We start from the raw sequence: 18,669 nt of genomic DNA, 5'->3' as shown, positions 1-18,669 counted from the left end.
GGCCGGTTGGACAGCGTTGTCAGAAGACACCGCGCGGCCCTCATGTTATCCCTCCCACCATAAGAATTGGCAGGAGGGACACCCATGCGTTTCGCCGGCTTCGCGACGTTCGTCGCCGCCATGGCCACGGCCGTCATCGCCCATGCGGCCGACAACGACCATTTCCGCAGCCGCATCACGCTGTTCGACATCGCCAGCGGCAAGACCACGGTGCTTTTCACCGACGATACGGTGTGGGAAGCGCCAAACTGGGCGCCGGATGGCCGGTCGCTGCTGGCCAACAGCCAGGGCGTCCTCTACCGCATCCCAGTCGCGGGGCCGGACGCCGGCCATCCGAAGGCCATCCCCATGGGCGACCTGCGCTGCAACAACGACAAGGCCTATACCCGCATCGGGGACAAGATCGCCGCATCCTGCGGGGTGGGGTCCATGCGCGATAGCTTCGTCTATGTGGTGGGCAAGGACGGCGTGGCCAGGACCGGGGACGCGCGGCGCATGACGCCCGCGACACCCAGCTATTTCCACGGCTGGTCGCCGGATGGCCAGTGGCTGTCCTTCGTCGCCAAGCGCGACGGCGCCCAGACCTACAACCTCTACCGCGTGCCGGTGGACGGCCCGGTGGATGGAAGCGCCGAACAGCGCCTGACCAACATCGCCGCCAGCGACGACGGCCCGGACTACAGCCCCGATGGGCGCTGGATCTACATCAATTCCGACCGCCAGGATGGCTGGGACATCTGGCGTTTGCCGGCCGATGGCGCGGGGCCCAAGGAGTCGCGGGCGCAGCGGGTGACACACGACGCGCTGGAGGACTGGTTCCCCCACCCCTCGCCGGATGGGCGCCACCTGCTGATGCTGTCCTTCCCCGCCGGCACCAGGACGCATGACGGCCGCATCCCCGGTGTGCAACTGCGCCTGATGGATCTGCCGGGCGACGGGACGCCCAAGGCCGACGCCCCCATCCGCAGCCTGCTGACCTTCTTCGGCGGCCAGGGCTCCCTGAATGTCAATTCCTGGTCGCCGGACAGCCAGCGCTTCGCCTTTGTTAGCTACGAACCGCTGCCCTAACTTCCCAAGGCCACGGCCTTGACGATGGCCCACAGGGGCTGGCCCGGTGCGATACCCAGGGTGTCGGCGCTGGTACGGGTGACGCGGGCCAGCACGGGGGCGCCCACGCATTCCAGGCGCACCACCCGGCTGCCATCCGCGTCCTCTCGTACGTCGGCGACGATGCCGGGCAGGATGTTCAGGGCCGACAGGCCCTGAGGCGCCCTGTCGGACAGCAGCACGTCGCGGGCGGGGATGCGCAGGCGCGTGCGGGCGCCCGGCGCCAGGTGGGCCGGCAGATGGGGCACCAGGATGCGGCCGGCGGGGGTGTCCAGCTGGAACAACCCGTCATCCGTGCAGGCCCCCACCACGGCGTCCAGCAGCGACCCCGCCTCCGCCCCGCCGGTCAGGTCCATCAGGTCGGGACGGGACCATAGGGTGGACGGGGTGCCCACGGCGCGCACCCGCCCCTGGTCTACCATCACCACCGTGGTGGCCAGGCGCGCGACCTCCGCCACCGCGTGGGTGACGTACAGGATGGGCAGGCCGGCGTGGTCGCGCAGCCGTTCCAGATAGGGCAGGATCTCGGCCTTGCGCGCCTCATCCAATGCCGCCAGCGGCTCATCCATCAGCAGGATGCGCGGGGCCGCCAGCAGGGCGCGGCCCAGGGCCACGCGCGCCTTCTCCCCACCCGACAGGGTGGTGGGACGGCGGGCCAGCAGGGGGCCGATTCCCAGCAGGTCGGTAACCGAGTCCAGCGTAGGCGCCTCCGCCGCCACATGGCGGCGGGCGAACCAGCGGCCATACAGCAGGTTCTGCCGCACCGTCAGGTGGGGCAGCAGCCGGGCCTCCTGGAAGACATAACCGACGCGGCGGCGATGGGGTGGCAGCCACAGGCCGGCCGCCGTATCCACCAGGGGCACGCCATTCACGGCGATGCGGCCCCGGTCTGGACGCTTCAGGCCCGCCACCAGGTCGATCAGCGTGCTCTTGCCTGAACCTGACTGGCCGAACAGCACGGTCAGGCCCCGGCCGGCCGTCATTTGCGCCACCAGATCGAAAGCGCCTTGGCGCAGGGTTACATCAAGGTCAAGGGCGGGCGGCGCGCTCATTCACGCCACCCCGCCGATGCGCCGGCTGACGCTGCGCGCCAGCGCTTCCGACAGCAGCAATGCCATCAGCGACAGCACCACCGAGACCGCCACCAGGCGCAGGGCGCCGGCGTCGCCGCCGGGCGACTGGGTATAGGCGTAGATGGCGCCCGACAGGGTCTGGGTGCGGCCGGGGATGTTGGAGACGAAGGTGATGGTGGCGCCGAATTCGCCCAGCGCCTTGGCGAAGGCCAGCACCGCGCCGGCCAGCACGCCGGGCAGCATCAGGGGCAGGGTCACCGTGGCGAACACCCACAGGGGTGGCGCGCCCAGGGTGCCGGCCGCCTGCTCCAGCCTGGTGTCCACCGCCTCGATGGACAGGCGGATGGCCCGCACCATCAGGGGGAAGCCCATGACGCCGGCGGCCAGCGCCGCGCCCGTCCAGTTGAAGGCGAAGACGATGCCGATGCTGGCCAGGGGCTTGCCCACCCAGCCCTGGCGCCCCATCAGCAGCAACAGGGCATAGCCCGTCACCACAGGGGGCAGGATCAAGGGCAGGTGGACAAGGCCATTCAACAGATCCCGCCCCCAGAACCGGCCACGGGCCAGCGCCAGGGCCACGGCGATGCCGGGGGGCAGCGACGCCAGGGTGGCCCAGATGGCCACCTTCAGGCTGAGATGGATGGCCGCCACCTCATCCGGACCAAAACCGAAGTCGTTCATGAGGGCCGAGCGGTCAGGAAGGAATCACTTCGCCGACAGTACGGTGAAACCCTGCGCCTCGAACAGGGGGCGCGCGTTGGGGCCGGCCAGGAAATCCAGAAAGGCCCGCGCCTGGGCGTTGGTGGCCTCCTTGGCCAGGGCGATGGGATAGAGGATGGGGGCGTGGCTGTCGGCGGGGAAGGTGGCGACGATGCGCACGCCCGGTTCCGCCACCGCGTCGGTCTTGTAGACGATGCCGAACGGCGCCTCCCCCCGGGCCACCAGGGCCAGGGCGGCGCGCACGTTCTCTGCCGGGGCCAGGCGGTCCTGCACCTTGTCCCAGGCGCCCAGCTTCTGCAAGGCGGCCTTGGCGTACTTGCCGGCGGGCACGGCGGCCGTGTCGCCCACGGCCAGGCGGCCTCCCTTCTGCGCGGCATCCAGTGCCTGGTCCAGGGCGAAGCCCTGCTTGATCTCGATGGTGGTTTTGGCATCGGCGGGGGCCACCAGCACCAAATCGTTGCCCAGCAGATCGCGGCGGGTGGCGGGCTGGATCAGGCCCTTGCCGGCCAGATAGTCCATCCAGTCCTCGTCAGCCGAGATGAACACGTCGGCGGGGGCGCCCGCCTCGATCTGCTTGGCCAGCGCGGAACTGGCGGCGTAGGTGACGGTGGCCTTGGGCCTCCCGCCGGCGACGAAAGCGGCATTGGCGTTGTCCAGCGCGTTCTTCAGGCTGGCGGCCGCGAACACCAGGGGGCCACCGCCCTGGGCCAGGGCGGTGGCGGTGCCCAGGGCAATCGCGACCGCCACCGTCGCGCCAGCCATCGCCAGCCGGCCCAGCATCCGCCGGCTCCACATTTCATGCATTGTCTTGCCCCCTCGCGTTTCAATCACACGCTATATCCTGATGAATATAGCGTGTGATTGGGGCCGTCGCCACGCGTATCCGCCGCCCGGATTCGATCATTTCATCGCAGTGCTGCGAACGACTGCCTTCCGCAACGGCGGACAGGCCAAAGGCAGTCGCGGAATTTGCAGGCGGACCGCATGCCCTCTTACCGCTGGCGGCGGGCCGGGGGCGGCATCACCCTGGCTTCCGGCCAATCTGCGGGGGCTTCGCCCTGCGCCTGTTCAAGCCTTGGGGATCATCGCCATGACCAGCATCTCGTCCGGCACCAACATGACCGTCTCGCTCAGCTCCCTCCTGCAGAGCGGGGGGACCACGTCCGGCGGCGCGTCGTCTTCGGCGTCATCGTCCACCGCATCGTCGGACAGCAGCGGCTCGGCCGGCGGCACCAGCAGCAGCTCCTCGACCAAGACGGTAACCAGCACGGTCACCACCACGGCGCCGGATGGCTCGACCACCACCACCGTCACCTACTCCGACGGCTCCACCACCACGACCACGACGCCGGCCACCCAGGCGGCGGCCAAGGACGGTTCGGGAATGGGCGACAGCGATGCCAGCAGCGCCAGCAACGATGGTGGCCAGGGTGGGCAGATCAGCGCCGTCAACATGCTGGTGTAATCAAATTACCTTGCGCACAATATAATTCATCCTGTAGCCTTGGGAAAGATCGGGAATCCCCGGGGCACCGGACCCTTGGGCCTTCCCGCCAGGACGAAACGGGGGAAGGCCATGGCCACGATTTACGACTACACGGTGCGGGACGCGGCTGGCGGCCCGGTGGACATGGCGGCCTACAAGGGCAAGGTCGTGCTGGTGGTCAACGTCGCCAGCAAGTGTGGCTTCACCCCGCAGTACAAGGGGCTGGAGGCCCTGTACCGCAAGTACAAGGACCAGGGGCTGGTCATCCTGGGATTCCCCTGCAACCAGTTCGGCCAGCAGGAACCGGGTGACGCCCAGGAAATCCAGAACTTCTGCTCCCTGACCTACGACGTCACCTTCCCCGTCTTGGCCAAGGTCGAGGTCAACGGCGACAAGGCCGAGCCGTTGTATGAGCATCTGAAGGGTCGCGCCCGCGGCTTCCTGGGCAGCAAGTCCATCAAGTGGAACTTCACCAAGTTCCTGGTGGGCAAGGATGGCAAGGTGAAGCGGTATCCGCCGGTGGCCAAGCCCGAGAAGCTGGAAAAGGCCATCCAGGCCGCGCTGGCCGCCTGACAGGCCCAAGGCGGGGGCGTCCGCTGGTTTGGCCTCGGCCCGCGCCCTGCCGCGCCCACGGTCACCGGCCGCCCTTGCCAGGATGGTGGCCGGTGGCGTCAGCCACGGTATTCTTCGGCCAGCAGGCCCATGACCAGGCTGTCGTGCCATTGGCCCATTAGGGAATAGGTTTGCCGCTCCCGTCCCTCGATCTGGAAGCCCAGTTTTTCATAGCAATGGACGGCGCGGGTGTTGATGGCCAGCACGCGCAGGCCTATGCGGTGCAGACCCAGGGGACCGAAGGCGTAGGGGAACAGCAGGCGCATCGCGCGCATGCCCAGCCCCCGGTCCAGCGCCGCCGGGTCCAGCAGGCCGATACCCAGGCTGGCGGTGCGCAGGCCCGGCGCCAGCGCGTCGTTCACTCCGCCCAGGCGCACGCTGCCCACCATGCGGTCAGGCAGGGGGCCGTCCGCCCCCTGCGCCCCCGGCTCCGGCAGGGCTATGGCCCAGCTGTAGGGGAACTTCAGCTGGTCGGCCATCCATAGGTCGGCGTCGGCCTGGGTGTACCCTGCCGGCGCGCCGCTGCCGTCCCAGCCCATCAGGTGGTGGATTTCCGGATCGCGGCCCAGGGCCAGGCGGGCGACGACATCATCCAGGCGCAAGGGCCGCAGAATGACGCCGCCGTCGCCCAGGGTGGGCACGATCATTGGGGCGGGTATCGCATCCGCATCCGCCATGAGGGCATCCTTACATCACCAAATCCCATGCCCCACCTTCCACGAGGGGACGCGGGCCTGGCAAGGCGTCAGGCGGAATAGGACGGCGATATGGGGCCGTCACGACTCGATCTTGATCTGGTCCGGATCGGACACCACGATATGGGTCTGGTAATAGGACTGGCCGGTGCGCTCGCCGCTCTGGTTCAGGTACCAGATGGTGACGCGTCGCGCCTCACCCAGCACCGTGACGCGATGGCCCTTGAAATGGGCGTCGGCATCCTCGCCGTAGGCCTGTTTGAAGGCGGGCAGGGCGCTGGGCAGGATCTCGATCGTCAAGGTGTGCGGGTCGCGATAGTCCTCCTGCGAATTCAGGAAGATGCGGCCGTTCTGCCGGCCGGTCGCGACCACGTCCATGACATAGGTATCGGAATAGACGTCCGGCGCCACAGCGGCGGCGTAGTGGATGGCGTCCTCAGGCGTCAGCGGCTGGGTGGCGCAGCCGGCCAGCAGCGCGGCGGCAAGAATCGACAATGCGGCGGTCTTCATAGGGCTCTCCAATGACGATAAGCGCGTCACCAAGATAAGGCGGAGGAGCGTCCGTTCAATTTGACGGCGACACGGCGCCCGTCCCTTCAGACTTATCCGGACCGGTTCAGGAACCCAACTGGATTTGGCTCGGGTCGGCCACCAGAATGTGTGTCTGGTAATAATATTTATCGGTTTGCTTGCCGTTGGCGAAGAACCAGATGGTTACCCGCTTGGCTTCGCCGCTGACCAGGATGCGCCGGCCTTGTAGGTAGGTGTCGGCGTCCTGGCCGTAGGCTTGGCGAAAAGCCGGGATGGCGGTGGGCAAGATCTCGACCGTCACGTTGCGCTGGTCACGGTAGTCCATTTCCGAATTTAGATAGATGTGACCATGCTCACGCCCTGTGGCCCGCACCTCCAGGGCATAGGTGTCGAACACACCGTCCGGCGCCGCCGCCGCCGCCCGTTGGACCGCATCGTAGGATGTGGTTGGCGAAGTGGCCGGCGGGGCGGCGCAGCCAGCCAGCAGCAGGAAAGCGGTGGCCAGGACGAGGGTGGTCTTCATCAGGCGTGGGCCTCAAGCGAGGAAGGGGCGTGCGCTCACCGTAGCATCGCATCCACCATCCCCTCAACTCATGGAGGGTGGATGCGGCATTTTATACAATCACCGCTACCGGTGCGCGAGGCTAGGCCGCCGGCGCCAGCAGCCACAGCAGGAACAGCACCAAAGGTAGGTGGAACAGCAGCTGGGTAAAGCTGAAGCCCACAATATCCTTGGCCTTCAGGCCCAGCACGCCCAGCAGCGGCAGCATCCAGAAGGGGTTGATCAGGTTGGGCAAGGCCTCGGCCGCGTTGTAGACCTGCACCGCCCAGCCCTTGTGGGCGTTCACGTCGATGGCGGCCTGCATGACGTAGGGCGCCTCGATGATCCATTTGCCGCCGCCCGAGGGCACCAGGAAGCCCAGGATGGCGGAATAGATGCCGATGACGACGGGGAAGGTGCTGCCGCTGGCCAGGCTGACGAACAGATGCGCCAGATGGTGGGAGATGGACTGCCCATCCGACCCCGGCACCTGGGTCAGCAGCTGGGCGATGGCGCCATAGAAGGGGAACTGGATCAGCACGCCCGCGGTGCTGGGCACCGCCTTGGACACGGCGGCCAGGAAGCTGCACAGCCGCCCGTGCAGCAGCAGGCCAAGCATGATGAAGAAGAAATTGTAGGTGTTGAGGTTGGAGATGACGCCGAGGGCCGGTTTGTTTTGGAACTCATGCACCAGGAAGCCGGCGCCCAGGGCCACGATGACCAGCGGCAGGATGGGCGTCAGCTCCAGCCAATCGCCCGGCCGGGTGGCGCTTCCTTTTTCGGCGGCGGCCTCCGTTACGTCCACGCCCAGGTCGGCGGCGGTGCGGGCCCGCGCGTCGCCGGGGGCGGAATAATAGGCGATGGCGACGGACACCAGCAGAATCACCAGGCCCATCACCATGGACTGCCAGAGGAAGATGGTCTGGCTCAGGGGGATGATGCCGGTGATGTCGGCCACCGCCTTGGGCAGGCTGGCCGGGTTGGCCTGCAGCATGGCGGCCGAGGAGCTGAGGCCCAGGGCCCAGGTGGCGCCCAGGCCCAGGTAGGCGGCCGCCCCCGCCGCGCGGTAATCCACACGGATGTCCTGGCGCCGGGCCAGCGCCCGCACCAGCAAGGCGCCCAGCACCAGGCTGAGGGCGTAGTTGAGGTAGGAGGCCGCCATGCTGACAAAGGCGGTGAAGGCGACCGCCCCCCGGCCGGTGGCCGGCACCCGCGCCAGCCATTCGATCAGCCGCAGCACGGGCGGCGAGCTGGCCACGACATAGCCGGTGATCACCACCATGGACATCTGGATGGTGAAGGGGATCAGGGACCAGAACCCATCGCCCACGCCGGTGGCGACGGCACCCACCGGCGCGCCCGTTACCAGGTTGCCGGCGGCGACGATGATGACCCCCAGGACGACGAAAACGAAGGCGTCGGGGAACCATTTTTCCGCCCAGCGGGTGAAGGCGACGGCGCAGCGCGCTAGCACCCCCTCGCCGCCCGCCCCGGCGCTTTCCATCTTATTGATTGCCATTCACGTTCCCTCCACGCGGGTCTTCCCCCGCCGCCATTAACCTTAGCGGCGAGAACGGGGAAAACCAGCGGCAAGGTGGGGTGTCACAGCGGTCATACCCCCTCATCCGGGGTCTTGAACACGCGGGTGCGGCAGATGCGGTCGTGGCCGGCGGTTTTCTGGTCGGTGAAGGCCACCATCAGGTAGTTGACCAGCAGGGCCACGAAGAAGACCAGCACCACCGCCAGGTACAACAGGGGTGCTGTCTTGGCCTGGGATTGCATCAGCAGCAGCGGCAGGGTCAGCAGTTCCTGCACGCCGATGCGGGCGAAGGCGATGCCGGGGCCCACCCGTCCACCATCAGGCCGGGCCACGACCAGGGTCATGAAGCGCTTGCCCGGCGTCGCCCGCATGCCGCTGGCGACGAACAGCGTGTGGTAGGTGAGGTACAGCGCGATGTTCACCACCGTTGCCGTGCCTAGGGCCACCGGTGATGCCCCGGATCCGGCCGCCATCTGTGGCGCGAGCGGATAGCCGAAAGCCACGGCCAGGGTCAGGGAGACGACGAACAGGATCAACGTGTCGATGAGGGCCGCGAGCGCCCGGCGCCAAAAGCCGCCGTAGGTCTAGCCAACGGGGATGGTGCTGTTTTGCAAGGGAAGGGTGGGGACGGTCGTCTCGACGCTCATGGTCCCTCTTGTCCGTTGGTTGAGGGGCGGGTCCATGAGGGTAGGCCCATCGGAGCATGAGGACAATGCCGCCACAACAAGTGTCACCGTCTTGAATGAGACGGGGCCGGTGAAGGCGGCGGCAGTGCCTGAAATATTATCGCCATTAAAGCGCCGTTTACGTTAAATCAGGATGGTTTGCCGAGTTAATTGGCCGTTCATCCCAAGTAAATGGCGCTGTGATTATTGTGTGACGACTCTTATCATCCTCTCTCCAATAGGGCAAGGGGGTGAGCGTTACGATTTGTTGACTGCGCGGCGACTTGTGATGAGTTGTGACAGGTCGCGCAACGTCCTGGCGCCTTGGATCAGCGCATTTCAATCCCCGGGGGGCATTGCGGGCAGCTCACCATAATCGCCAGGGTGGGCAGGCCCTGGCGCGGTGATGGGCATACGGCTCAGGGCTGCTTTTTATCGTCCGGCTGGGGTGCGGGGGATTCGCCCTCCGCCGCCGGTTCCGCCTCCGGCGTCACCCGGCGCAGGCGTGGGCCCATTACCTGGAAAACCGGACCGCCGACATACGAGAAATAAATCTTGCGTTGGCTGTGGGAGACGAACATGCGGTGGGCACGTAAAAAGTCCAGGCCCAGCAGCATCTCCGGTACCTCGCGACCGCCATGGCTGAACAACTCGCCGAAGCGCAGGCGGACATGTTTGATCTCCTCATCCCCAAGCCGGAAGCTGTCGAAGACGCCGATATAGTCTTGCACCTGGTCGTCGCCGACGCCCGCTGATTTGCCGCTGCGCGTCACGCCGGGGCTTTCCGGTGTCAACCCTGCCCGGGCCGCCGCCCGTTCGGTTATCACCGAGGTGGATGCGCCCGTGTCGAGAATGGCGCGGATTTCCTCACCGTTGAGCAGGACCTTCAACCAGATCTTCGGATTCTCTTTCGAAAAGCGGCTGAATTCCGCCTCGTTGTAAGCGTCAGTCCAATAGGCCAAGGCGACGTCGTCGCAGTTCTGGGGTTGAAACAGGCTGACTTTATTGTGGGCTATATCGATATCCAGGTCGAACTTGGACAGGAAATTCTCCCCCATGAGGCCGAATATCTTCTCATTGTCCGACAGGTCATGATTGGTGAATACCGGATAGTCGATGTGATGGGCCTTCCAATCGCCCAGCCGCAGTTCGTCGATCCTGGCTTCCTCGACGCTGACCCGGCCCCCGACGCCTTCCATGTAAATTCCCGGCACCCAATGCCCGGACAACTGCAACCTTTTCGCCGCCGGCTTGGTGATCGTGCCAAACGTGGCGCCTGTATCCATGATCAGATAGCCGTCCTGGCCATTCACACCCACGTCCAGCAAGGGCATGTTGGCGTCCATGGTCAGGCCTAGGGTGCCGACCCGCAGCAACTGGCACTTCCGCTTGTCTTCGCTCGCCTGGGCGTTGCTGTGCGGGCCCACCGTGGCGCAGGCCAGGGTCAGGCCCAGGGTCGCCACCGCCAAGTGGCGGAGGGTGCGACGGCGTCGCGTCGTCATGGTCATGCTTCTTTCTGCGTTGAAAGCTGCGGGCGGTCTGTTCGGGTGGTTGACCCGCCGGGACCAGCCATCGAACCCATGGGCATCATCACCGGGCGGGCTCGCGCTGGTGCGGCCTTCAAGCATTTCGCCCGACGCCTCGGCACCGGAACCATGCCGATTCCCAACCGGGGCCGGTTTCCCCATCGTCACAGTCAGACTATCCCCTAGGCCATCGCACCACGCGCGGCCATTGCGCAAACAATGCCATGACGCTCGCTGGTTGTGAAAGCCGGAACATATTGAAATGCAATTATGTCGCTGGTCCCGATGATCCGGCGCCAGGAACGACGCGACATCACCCCTTACGGTCAGTCTGACGGGCTTCAGCGCCCTTCCGTCTCCGCCGGCGCCATATCAGCCGCCTGGTCGGCGCGAGGCAGCCTGGGACCCATGACCTGGAAGATGGGCCCGCTGCCGACATAGGCGAAATAGAGCCGGTGCTGGCTGTGTGAGATGAACACGCGGTGGGCGCGCAGGAAGTCCAGGCCCAGCAGCATCTCGGGCACGTCCCATCCGCCGTTGCCGAACATTTCGCCGAAGCGCAGATGGACACGGCGGATTTCCTCATCCCCCAGTTTGAAGCTGTCGAACAGGCCGACATAGTCGTCGACCGCGTCATTGCCGATGCCGCCAGACCTGCCGGTGTGGGTGACGCCGGGGGTCTGCGGCGTCATGCCCAACCGCGCCGCCGTTTGCAAGGTCATGACCGAGGTCGCGGCGCCCGTATCCAGAATGGCGCGTACCGGCTGCCCGTTGATCAGGACGGTCAGCCAGATCGGCGACCCGTCCTCCCGCATGCGCTCGATCTTCGTGTAGTCGTAGGGTATGCCCCAGTAGGACGCCAGGGCGGTATGTTCGCAATCCTCGGCATGGAAGAGGACCAGGCGGTTGTGGGCGATATCGATGTCCAGGTCGAAATTCGACAGGAACCGTTCGCCCAACACGCCGACGACGTCCGGCCCGTCGCCAACGTCGTGGTTGCTCAAGACCGGCATCTCCACCCGATGGACCAGCCAGTTGCCCAGCGTCATGTCGTCGATCTGGCTGGAATAGATGGCGACGCGGCCACCCACACCCTCGGCATGCTGGCCGGGCTCCCACCCGTGGCGCAGCTTCAGCCTCTCGGCGGCCGGCCTGGTGATGAAGTTGGTATCGGCGCCGGTGTCCAGCAGCATGTGAACCTGCTGGCCGTTGATGCCCACGTCCACCAGGGGCATGTTCCGGTCCATGGTGATGATAAGGTTGCTCATCGGCTGCAGTTGGCATTTCGGCTTTTCCGCCGCAGCGGGTGACGCCGCCAGACCCAGGCACAACAGGCCACCGGCCTTCACCAGCATGACGAGCCGACGCCATGCCGCCGCCGGTCCCGCTCCCGGACCCGCACCCCTTACAGTCCAAGCCATATATGCCCCCCTATCCCCGGTCACCGGGGCCGGCACGCTCCTGGCGCCGTTTCTGGCGCCAGGATAATACGCACCGCCCCGGCGGCACCAGGGATCCGCGAGGCGGTGGTCAGCCCTTGGTCGGGAACATCCTGGCCGTGACGTCGGCCATCTCTTCCGCCGACGGCTTGCGGCGGGGGCTGGACAGCGACCAGTCCTGGCCGAAGGGGTCGGTCAGCTTGCCATAGCGATCGCCCCAGAACTGATCGGCCAGGGGCATGGCGATGTTGGCGCCGGCCGCCACGGCCTTTTCCCACGCGGCATCCACGTCGGCCACGGTGATGTGCAGGGTGATGGAACAGATGCCCACCGCCTTGGGGCTGCGGCTGCGGCCGCCGGCAAATTCCGGGAAGTCGTCGTTCAGCATCAGCACGCCGCCATCGGGGAACACCAGGCTGGCGTGGAGCACGCGGCCATCCGGTGTCAGGTGGCGGCTCGCCTCGGTGGCGCCGAAGGCCCGGGTATAGAAGTCGATGGCGGCGGCGGCGCCCTCGACCGTCAGGTGGGGCAGGGGATGGCGTGGATTGGGCTCGGTCATGGCTGGTCTCCTCCCGGTTCGGTGTCGTGGCCGGCCAGATGTCCGCTGACCGGCGCCCACCATTCTACACGGTTGGAATGACGCTTAGGCGCTTCCCTCCGCACCCTTCAGGATACGCCGCCCAGGGCTCGCAGCAGGACGGTGGCGATGACCACCATGGCGGCCCCGCCGATGCGGGTGGAGATCTGGGCGAAGGGCATCAGGCCCATGCGGTCGGACGCCGACAGGATGGCCACGTCGCCGGTGCCGCCCAGGCCGCTGTGGCAGGCGGTGACGATGGCGGCCTCCACCGCGTACATGCGCATCTTGTGACCGATGAAGAAGCCGGTGGCGATCATGGCGGCCACGGTGGCGGTGCAGATGGCGACATAGCCGACCGTGAAGGCCCCCACCAGCTGCGGCCACGACACCAGCAGGGCGCCCATGGCCACCAGGATGGCGAAGGTCAGGTTGGTCGACATGAAGCGGTTGATCTGATAGGCGCCCAGCTCCATCTCCGCCGGCAGGATGCGGGTCAGCTTCAAAAGGGCGGACCCCACGATCATGAGGATGGGGGCGGGAATGCCGGTCAGGGGCGCCAGTTGCGTGCCCAGGATGAACAGGCCGCAGGCCAGCAGCAGCCCGGCCCCCATCAGGCGCAGCTCGATGGGCCGGTCGGGCGCGCGCTCCGCCAGCAGGTCCTGGTCGGCGCCGGAGCGCACCAGCATGCCGTTGCCGTTGTAGCGCGGGTTGCGCTGGCCGAAGCGGTTCAGCAGGCCGCAGCCGATGATGGCCGCCACATTGCCCAGCAGGGCCGCCGGCACCATCATGCCCATCAGGTCGGCCTGGGGCCGGCCCAGGATCTCGGCATACCCCGCCGACAGGGGCAGCACGCCCTCGCCCAGGCCGCCGCCCAGGATGGGCACCAGGATGAAGAAGAAGGTGTGGGCAGGACCGTAGCCGAAGGCCAGGCCGACGCAGATTCCCGTGCCCAGCGCCGCCAGCGTGCCGCCCAGCAGGGGCACGAACATGCGCAGGAAACCCTGGACCAGCACCCGGTGCGGCATACCCAAGATGCTGCCCGCCACCAGGCAGGCGATGTAGAAATACTGGAAATTGGCGGTCTTGAAGGTTGTGGTCACGGCCTTGACCATGGCCGGGTCGGCGACACCGGTACCCACCAGGGCCGCCGGCACGAACAGGCACAGGATGGCGGTGCCGCCGATATGGCGCAGCACGGGCAGCCGGGCGCCCAGCTCCCCCAACAGGAAACCGGTCAGCATCAGCACCGACAGGCCGCCGATGACGTCGTTGGGCAGGCGCCCGGACATCGCGGCCAGGACGGTGACGGCGCATAACGCGATATAGATGGGCAGGGGCAGCGGCCCGATGCGCAGGGGGGCCAGGCGCGCCGGCGCCGAGGGTGTGCCGGGGATGGCGGCGGGGATCTCGGTCACGTCTTGGGTCCTCCCATTCTTATTTTGGCCATTCTTATTTTGGCAAGGCGGGGCCGCTGCCGGCGCCCCGGTGGGGTGCGAGGCGGCACGCTGACGGGGGCAGCGGCTCAGTAGAACCAGGGATTGGCCTGGCGGTGGCCGTCCTCGAATGCGCGGATGGCCTGGGCGTGTCGGGCCAGCGTGGCGCTGACGCCGTCCAGGCCCTGGATCAGGGCGTCGCGGCGCAAGGCCTCGATGGCGAAGGGTATGATGTGGCCGTCGGCATCCACGGTGATGGTCTGCTCCGGCAGGTCAATGGTCAGACCGTTGGCGCTCGGCTGGCCGACCCGGGTCATGAGATCATCAATCACAGCGGCGTCCAGGGTTACGGTCAGGATGCCGTTGCGCTGGCAATTGTCGTTGAAAATGCCGGCGAAGCTGGTGCCGATTAGGGCGCGGATGCCCAGTTGGGCCAAGCCCCACACCGCATGCTCGCGGGAGGAGCCGCAGCCGAAGTTGGGCCCCACCACCAGGAAGCGGGCGCCCTGCCAGCCGGGGCGGTTCAGGATGAAGTCGGCACGCGGCTGGCCGTCGGGACCGAAACGCAGGTCATAGAATACGCCCCGGTCCAGCCCCTTGCGGTCCACGCCCTTCAGGAACTGCTTGGGCATGATGACGTCGGTATCGACATTGGGCTGGGGGAAGGGGGCGGCGGGGCCGGTGACGCGGATGAAGGGCTGCATCAGGCGACCTCCTCCTGGGTGCTGAACGTGCGGACGTCGGCCAGGTGGCCGGCGATGGCGGCGGCGGCCACCATGGCGGGGCTCATCAGGTGGGTACGGGCGCCCTTGCCCTGCCGACCCTCGAAATTGCGGTTGGTGCTGGAGGCACAGCGGTCGCCCGGCCGCAGCACGTCGTCGTTCATGGCCAGGCACATGGAACAGCCGGACTGCCGCCATTCGAAGCCTGCTGCGCTGAACACCCGGTCCAGCCCCTCGCGCTCCGCCTGCGCCCGCACCTGGGTCGATCCCGGCACGATGATGGCGCGCACGCCGGCCGCCACCCGCCGGCCGCGCAGAACGCGGGCGGCGTCGCGCAGATCCTCGATGCGGGCATTGGTGCAGGACCCGATGAAGGCGTGGCTGATGGTGATGCCGTCCAGCGCCGCGCCCGGCGCCAGACCCATATAGTCCAGCGCGCGGGAAAGCGCCGCGCGGCGGCCAGGCTCCGCCTCCGCTTCCGGCGCCGGCACGGTGCCTGTGATGACCGCCGCCTGGTCGGGGCTGGTGCCCCACGTGACCATGGGCGCCACGTCTTCCGCGACCAGGTGGACTTCGCGGTCGAAGATGGCACCCTCGTCGGTCCTGAGCGCCAGCCAGGCCTCCGCCGCCTGGCTCCACAGCGCCCCTTTGGGGGCCCGGGGCCGGCCCTGGATGTAGGCCAGCACCTTCTCATCCGCCGCGATGATGGCACCACGGGCGCCGGCCTCCACGATCATGGTGCAGACGGTCATGCGCCCCTCCACGCCCATGGCGTCGATGGCGGGCCCGGCGAATTCCACGGCGTAGCCGGTGGCACCGTCGGCACCGATGCGGCGGATGACCTCCATCACCAGATCCTTGGGCGTCACGCCGGGGGCGAGATCGCCGTCCACCGTGATGCGCAGGGTTTTCAGCCGGCGGTACACCAGGGTCTGGGTCGCCAGGTAATGCTCGATGTCCGAGGTGCCGATGCCGAAGCCCAGGGCGCCCAGCGCGCCATAGGCCGTGGTGTGGCTGTCGCCGGCCGCCACCACCATGCCCGGCATGACCAGCCCCTGCTCCGGTGCCACCACATGCTCGATGCCCTGGCGCGGGTCCAGGATGTCGAACAGCTCGATGCCGAAATCGCGGGCGTTCTCGCGGAAATAGGCGATCTGCGCCGCCGCTTCCTTGTCCGCCACCTCCAGGGTGCGGTGGCTGACGGTGGGGTTCACATGGTCCACCACCATCAGGGCGGCGGACGGGTTCCACACCGTGCGTCCGGCCTCGCGCAGGCCGCTGAAGGCCTGGGGGCTGGTGTATTCGTTCAGGATGGTGCGGTCGACATACAGCAGTACCTGTCCATGGTCGTCCAGGCGGCAGACGGTATGGGCGTCGATGATCTTGTCGTAGAGCGTCCGGGGCATCTCTTTCTCCCTATGGACGCACTATGGAAGCCCCGTCGGCTCCTTGCCCAATGCCGTCTCCGTATAAGCTTATGCGGGGGCACGTCCCGCCACATGCGCCCAGAACTTCTCCGCCACGGCGGATTGCCGCGCGCGCGACCGGTAGAGGTGGATTTCCATGGGGATGTCCCAGCTTTCATCGCCGGCGCGCACCAGCTCCCCCCGATCCAGATGCTCCGCCACCAGGCTCAGCGGCGACCACCCCAGGCCGCGCCCGTCCAGCGCCATGGTCACCAGCAGCTTGGCCAGGTGCGAGGTGAAGGTGGGCTTCAGGTGGGTGGCGGGCAGGGCGGTCTCCAGCGCCGCTGCCACGATGCGCCCCATGCCGGATTCCGGGCGATAGGCGACATAGGCCACGGGCGCGTCGGTATGGCCCGGCAGGGTGTGCAGCGGCCGCCCCGCCGCGTCCGGCGCGCTGACCGGCACCAGCATGTCGTCACCGATGTGGACGGAGCGGAACTGGCCGGGCGCCAGCAGGGTGCTGGCCGCCGGATAATGATGGCACAGCAGAAACTGCGACTGGCCCTGGATCATCATGCGTTCGCAGATCTCCATATGGTTGGCCACCATCTGGACGTTGATGTTGAAGGGCAGCGTCGCCTCCACCCGCCGCAGCCAGGCGGGGAAAAAGGTCAGCGACAGGGCGTTGGTGGCGGCGAAGCGCAGCAGTTCGGTATGCCCCTGCGCCACCTCCCGCGCCTCATCGCGGCCGCTGGCCAGGCGGCGCAGCGTCTCCTCCGCCGTCACCTGGAAGGACTCGCCGGCGGCGGTCAGCTCCACCGTGTGGGTGGTGCGGTGGAACAGGGGCGTGCCCACCCAGTCCTCCAGCGCGCGGATGCGGCGGCTCAGCGCCGGCTGGGTGATGTTGCGGTTCTCCGCCGCGCGGGAAAAGCCGCCGTGCGCCACCACCGCCAGGAAATCCTCCAGCCACGCGACTTCCATATCCATCCCGCCTTTAACCGACAAAGCGCTCCAGCGCCGTGGCGTCCAGCACCTCGACACCCCCATAGCCCCGGCGCACCAGGCCCAGTCGCGCCAGCCGGCCCAGGGCGCGGTTGGCCGTCTGGCGGCTGAGCCCCAGCATGCCGGCCAGATCCTCCTGCGACAACGGCAGAAGCACAGGGCCGCTTCCCGCATTCCCCGGCGGCGCCTCCTCCAGCCGGCACAGCAGCGCCAGCAGGCGGGCGGTGCGCTGGGGCGTGGGCAGGGCCAGCACCTCCCCCAGGTAATGCGTGGCCTGACGCAGGTGGCGGCTGAGGATGCCGGCGAAATTGGCCCAGCGGCGGGGGTCGGCCTCCACGATTTGCGTGAAGGCCTGGGCCGCCAGGTGCAGCACCACGCTTTCCCCCCGCGCCACCGCCGTCTGCCCCCGGGGCAGGCCATCGACCATGGACACCTCGCCGAACCAGTGCCCCGGCCCGGCATGCAGGATCACCACCTCCCGCCCATCCTCCTGCACCGTGGCCAAGCGCATGCGGCCCGTGACCAGGGCGTACAGTCCATCCGGCGCGTCGCCGCCACGATAGACCGCCTGGCCGTCGGGGTACGTGCGCAGGCGCCCCCGCGCCAGGATCTCGGCGCGCAGATCCGCCGGCTGCTCCGCCAGCCACCCCCGCGCCTCCAGCACCTGGGCCGCCGCGTGCTTGTCCACCTTCGCTTCCCCCAAACGGTTCGGCTCAGATTGTCAAATCCGCGACATTCTTGGAAGCCGTCCGGGCGTAGGCTGTGCACATCATAAAAACACCGGGAGGACCCCATGTTCGACACCGCGCCCAAGCTGGCCCCCGCCGACCAGCCGCCCTTGCGTGACCGCGTCTCGGCCGAGGAATGGCGGCTGCGCGTCGATCTGGCGGCGGCCTACCGGCTGGTGGCCCTGTTCGGCTGGGACGATCTGGTGTTCACCCACATCTCGGCCCGGGTGCCGGGGCCGGAGCACCATTTCCTGATCAATCCCTACGGCATGCTGTTTGAGGAGATCACGGCCAGCAGCCTGGTGAAGGTGGACATGAACGGCAAGGTGGTGCTGGACACCGGCTTCCCCGTCAATCCGGCGGGCTTCACCATCCACTCCGCCGTACACCAGGTGCGCGAGGACGCGGGCTGCGTCCTGCATCTGCACACCGCCGACGGCACGGCGGTCTCGACCTTGGAGGAAGGGCTGCTGCCCCTGAACCAGACGGCGCAGCTGGTCATCGACGACTTGGCCTATCATGACTACGAAGGGGTGGCGTTCGAGCATGACGAGCGCCCGCGCCTGCAGCGCGACCTGGGCACCAAGAACACCATGCTGCTGCGCAACCACGGCACCCTGACCGTCGGCCGCACGGTGGCGGAGGCGTTCACGCGCATGTATTTCCTGGAACGGTCCTGCACCATGCAGGTGCGCACGCTCACCATGGGCCGGCCGCTCTACCCTGCCGCCCATGAAGCCATCGAGCGTAATATCCACATCAGCCGCATGGGCGTGTCCCAGGCCGCCAACCTGCTGGTCTGGCCGGCCCTGCTGCGCCGGCTGGACCGCCAGATGCCGGGGTATCAGGACTGACAAATGGGG

Annotated in this window: 19 protein-coding genes and 1 pseudogene; 4 read left to right on the top strand and 16 right to left on the bottom strand. The window is 67.5% G+C overall.

Translation table 11 applies throughout. From position 1 onward, the window contains the following. Window positions 1-84 precede the first annotated feature (84 nt). A complete protein-coding gene (locus tag FBZ87_RS02365; protein WP_145608763.1) occupies window positions 85-1,068 on the top strand; it encodes a TolB family protein in 984 nt (327 codons plus the stop codon). On the opposite strand, the gene modC is transcribed toward FBZ87_RS02365, so the two are convergent. From modC to modA, 3 genes are read right to left on the bottom strand one after another with little or no spacing between them, the layout of a single operon-like run. Continuing rightward, window positions 1,065-2,159 carry a molybdenum ABC transporter ATP-binding protein gene (modC, locus tag FBZ87_RS02360; protein ID WP_145608762.1) on the bottom strand — a complete coding sequence of 365 codons (1,095 nt, stop codon included), beginning with the start codon at window positions 2,157-2,159 and terminating at the stop codon, window positions 1,065-1,067. The genes FBZ87_RS02365 and modC overlap by 4 nt on opposite strands. Next, window positions 2,160-2,861, bottom strand: a complete 702-nt coding sequence (gene modB, locus FBZ87_RS02355) for a molybdate ABC transporter permease subunit (protein ID WP_145608761.1) — start codon at window positions 2,859-2,861, stop codon at window positions 2,160-2,162. A 24-nt stretch (window positions 2,862-2,885) separates the two neighbouring features. After that, window positions 2,886-3,704 (bottom strand): molybdate ABC transporter substrate-binding protein, encoded by an 819-nt coding sequence (modA, locus tag FBZ87_RS02350; RefSeq protein ID WP_246134193.1) that lies wholly within the window; start codon window positions 3,702-3,704, stop codon window positions 2,886-2,888. Window positions 3,705-3,990: 286 nt separating this feature from the next. On the opposite strand from modA, the gene FBZ87_RS02345 reads away from it, so the two are divergent. Both FBZ87_RS02345 and FBZ87_RS02340 read left to right on the top strand, forming a co-directional pair. Then, window positions 3,991-4,365 (top strand): hypothetical protein, encoded by a 375-nt coding sequence (locus FBZ87_RS02345; RefSeq protein ID WP_145608760.1) that lies wholly within the window; start codon window positions 3,991-3,993, stop codon window positions 4,363-4,365. A 111-nt stretch (window positions 4,366-4,476) separates the two neighbouring features. After that, on the top strand, window positions 4,477-4,959 hold the full coding sequence (locus tag FBZ87_RS02340; protein ID WP_145608759.1) for a glutathione peroxidase: 483 nt from the start codon (window positions 4,477-4,479) through the stop codon (window positions 4,957-4,959). Window positions 4,960-5,057: 98 nt separating this feature from the next. On the opposite strand, the gene FBZ87_RS02335 is transcribed toward FBZ87_RS02340, so the two are convergent. The 13 genes and pseudogenes from FBZ87_RS02335 to FBZ87_RS02275 form a co-directional block, all read right to left on the bottom strand. Then, window positions 5,058-5,675: a GNAT family N-acetyltransferase gene (locus FBZ87_RS02335; RefSeq protein ID WP_145608758.1), complete on the bottom strand. Its 618-nt coding sequence runs from the start codon at window positions 5,673-5,675 to the stop codon at window positions 5,058-5,060. Window positions 5,676-5,774: 99 nt separating this feature from the next. Next, window positions 5,775-6,203, bottom strand: a complete 429-nt coding sequence (locus FBZ87_RS02330) for a hypothetical protein (RefSeq protein ID WP_145608757.1) — start codon at window positions 6,201-6,203, stop codon at window positions 5,775-5,777. 106 nt (window positions 6,204-6,309) lie between these two features. Further along, window positions 6,310-6,747, bottom strand: coding sequence for a hypothetical protein (locus tag FBZ87_RS02325; RefSeq protein ID WP_145608756.1), 438 nt, complete (start codon window positions 6,745-6,747; stop codon window positions 6,310-6,312). 121 nt (window positions 6,748-6,868) lie between these two features. Beyond that, window positions 6,869-8,284: a short-chain fatty acid transporter gene (locus FBZ87_RS02320; RefSeq protein WP_145608755.1), complete on the bottom strand. Its 1,416-nt coding sequence runs from the start codon at window positions 8,282-8,284 to the stop codon at window positions 6,869-6,871. A 92-nt stretch (window positions 8,285-8,376) separates the two neighbouring features. Further along, window positions 8,377-8,874, bottom strand: a pseudogene (locus FBZ87_RS02315) (RDD family protein); the annotation flags it as partial. A 515-nt stretch (window positions 8,875-9,389) separates the two neighbouring features. Continuing rightward, window positions 9,390-10,598 (bottom strand): retroviral-like aspartic protease family protein, encoded by a 1,209-nt coding sequence (locus FBZ87_RS02310; RefSeq protein ID WP_186454528.1) that lies wholly within the window; start codon window positions 10,596-10,598, stop codon window positions 9,390-9,392. Window positions 10,599-10,837: 239 nt separating this feature from the next. Further along, window positions 10,838-11,851 (bottom strand): retroviral-like aspartic protease family protein, encoded by a 1,014-nt coding sequence (locus FBZ87_RS02305; protein ID WP_186454527.1) that lies wholly within the window; start codon window positions 11,849-11,851, stop codon window positions 10,838-10,840. A gap of 175 nt (window positions 11,852-12,026) precedes the next feature. Beyond that, a complete protein-coding gene (locus FBZ87_RS02300; RefSeq protein ID WP_145608751.1) occupies window positions 12,027-12,494 on the bottom strand; it encodes a VOC family protein in 468 nt (155 codons plus the stop codon). A 107-nt stretch (window positions 12,495-12,601) separates the two neighbouring features. After that, complete coding sequence (locus FBZ87_RS02295; protein ID WP_145608750.1) at window positions 12,602-13,930, bottom strand: 2-hydroxycarboxylate transporter family protein; 1,329 nt, start codon at window positions 13,928-13,930, stop codon at window positions 12,602-12,604. Window positions 13,931-14,037: 107 nt separating this feature from the next. Then, a complete protein-coding gene (gene leuD / locus FBZ87_RS02290; RefSeq protein ID WP_145608749.1) occupies window positions 14,038-14,652 on the bottom strand; it encodes a 3-isopropylmalate dehydratase small subunit in 615 nt (204 codons plus the stop codon). Continuing rightward, complete coding sequence (gene leuC / locus FBZ87_RS02285) at window positions 14,652-16,076, bottom strand: 3-isopropylmalate dehydratase large subunit (protein ID WP_145608748.1); 1,425 nt, start codon at window positions 16,074-16,076, stop codon at window positions 14,652-14,654. The genes leuD and leuC overlap by 1 nt, the downstream gene beginning before the upstream one ends. A gap of 69 nt (window positions 16,077-16,145) precedes the next feature. After that, a complete protein-coding gene (locus FBZ87_RS02280; RefSeq protein ID WP_145608747.1) occupies window positions 16,146-17,057 on the bottom strand; it encodes a LysR family transcriptional regulator in 912 nt (303 codons plus the stop codon). Between the two features lie 13 nt (window positions 17,058-17,070). Then, on the bottom strand, window positions 17,071-17,766 hold the full coding sequence (locus FBZ87_RS02275; RefSeq protein ID WP_186454526.1) for a Crp/Fnr family transcriptional regulator: 696 nt from the start codon (window positions 17,764-17,766) through the stop codon (window positions 17,071-17,073). Between the two features lie 105 nt (window positions 17,767-17,871). On the opposite strand from FBZ87_RS02275, the gene FBZ87_RS02270 reads away from it, so the two are divergent. After that, window positions 17,872-18,660: a class II aldolase/adducin family protein gene (locus tag FBZ87_RS02270; protein WP_211106817.1), complete on the top strand. Its 789-nt coding sequence runs from the start codon at window positions 17,872-17,874 to the stop codon at window positions 18,658-18,660. Window positions 18,661-18,669: the final 9 nt, after the last annotated feature.

This window comes from Nitrospirillum amazonense, from assembly GCF_007828035.1.
GTDB classification, from domain to species: domain Bacteria; phylum Pseudomonadota; class Alphaproteobacteria; order Azospirillales; family Azospirillaceae; genus Nitrospirillum; species Nitrospirillum amazonense.
This window is presented reverse-complemented; position numbering and strand designations above follow the sequence as displayed.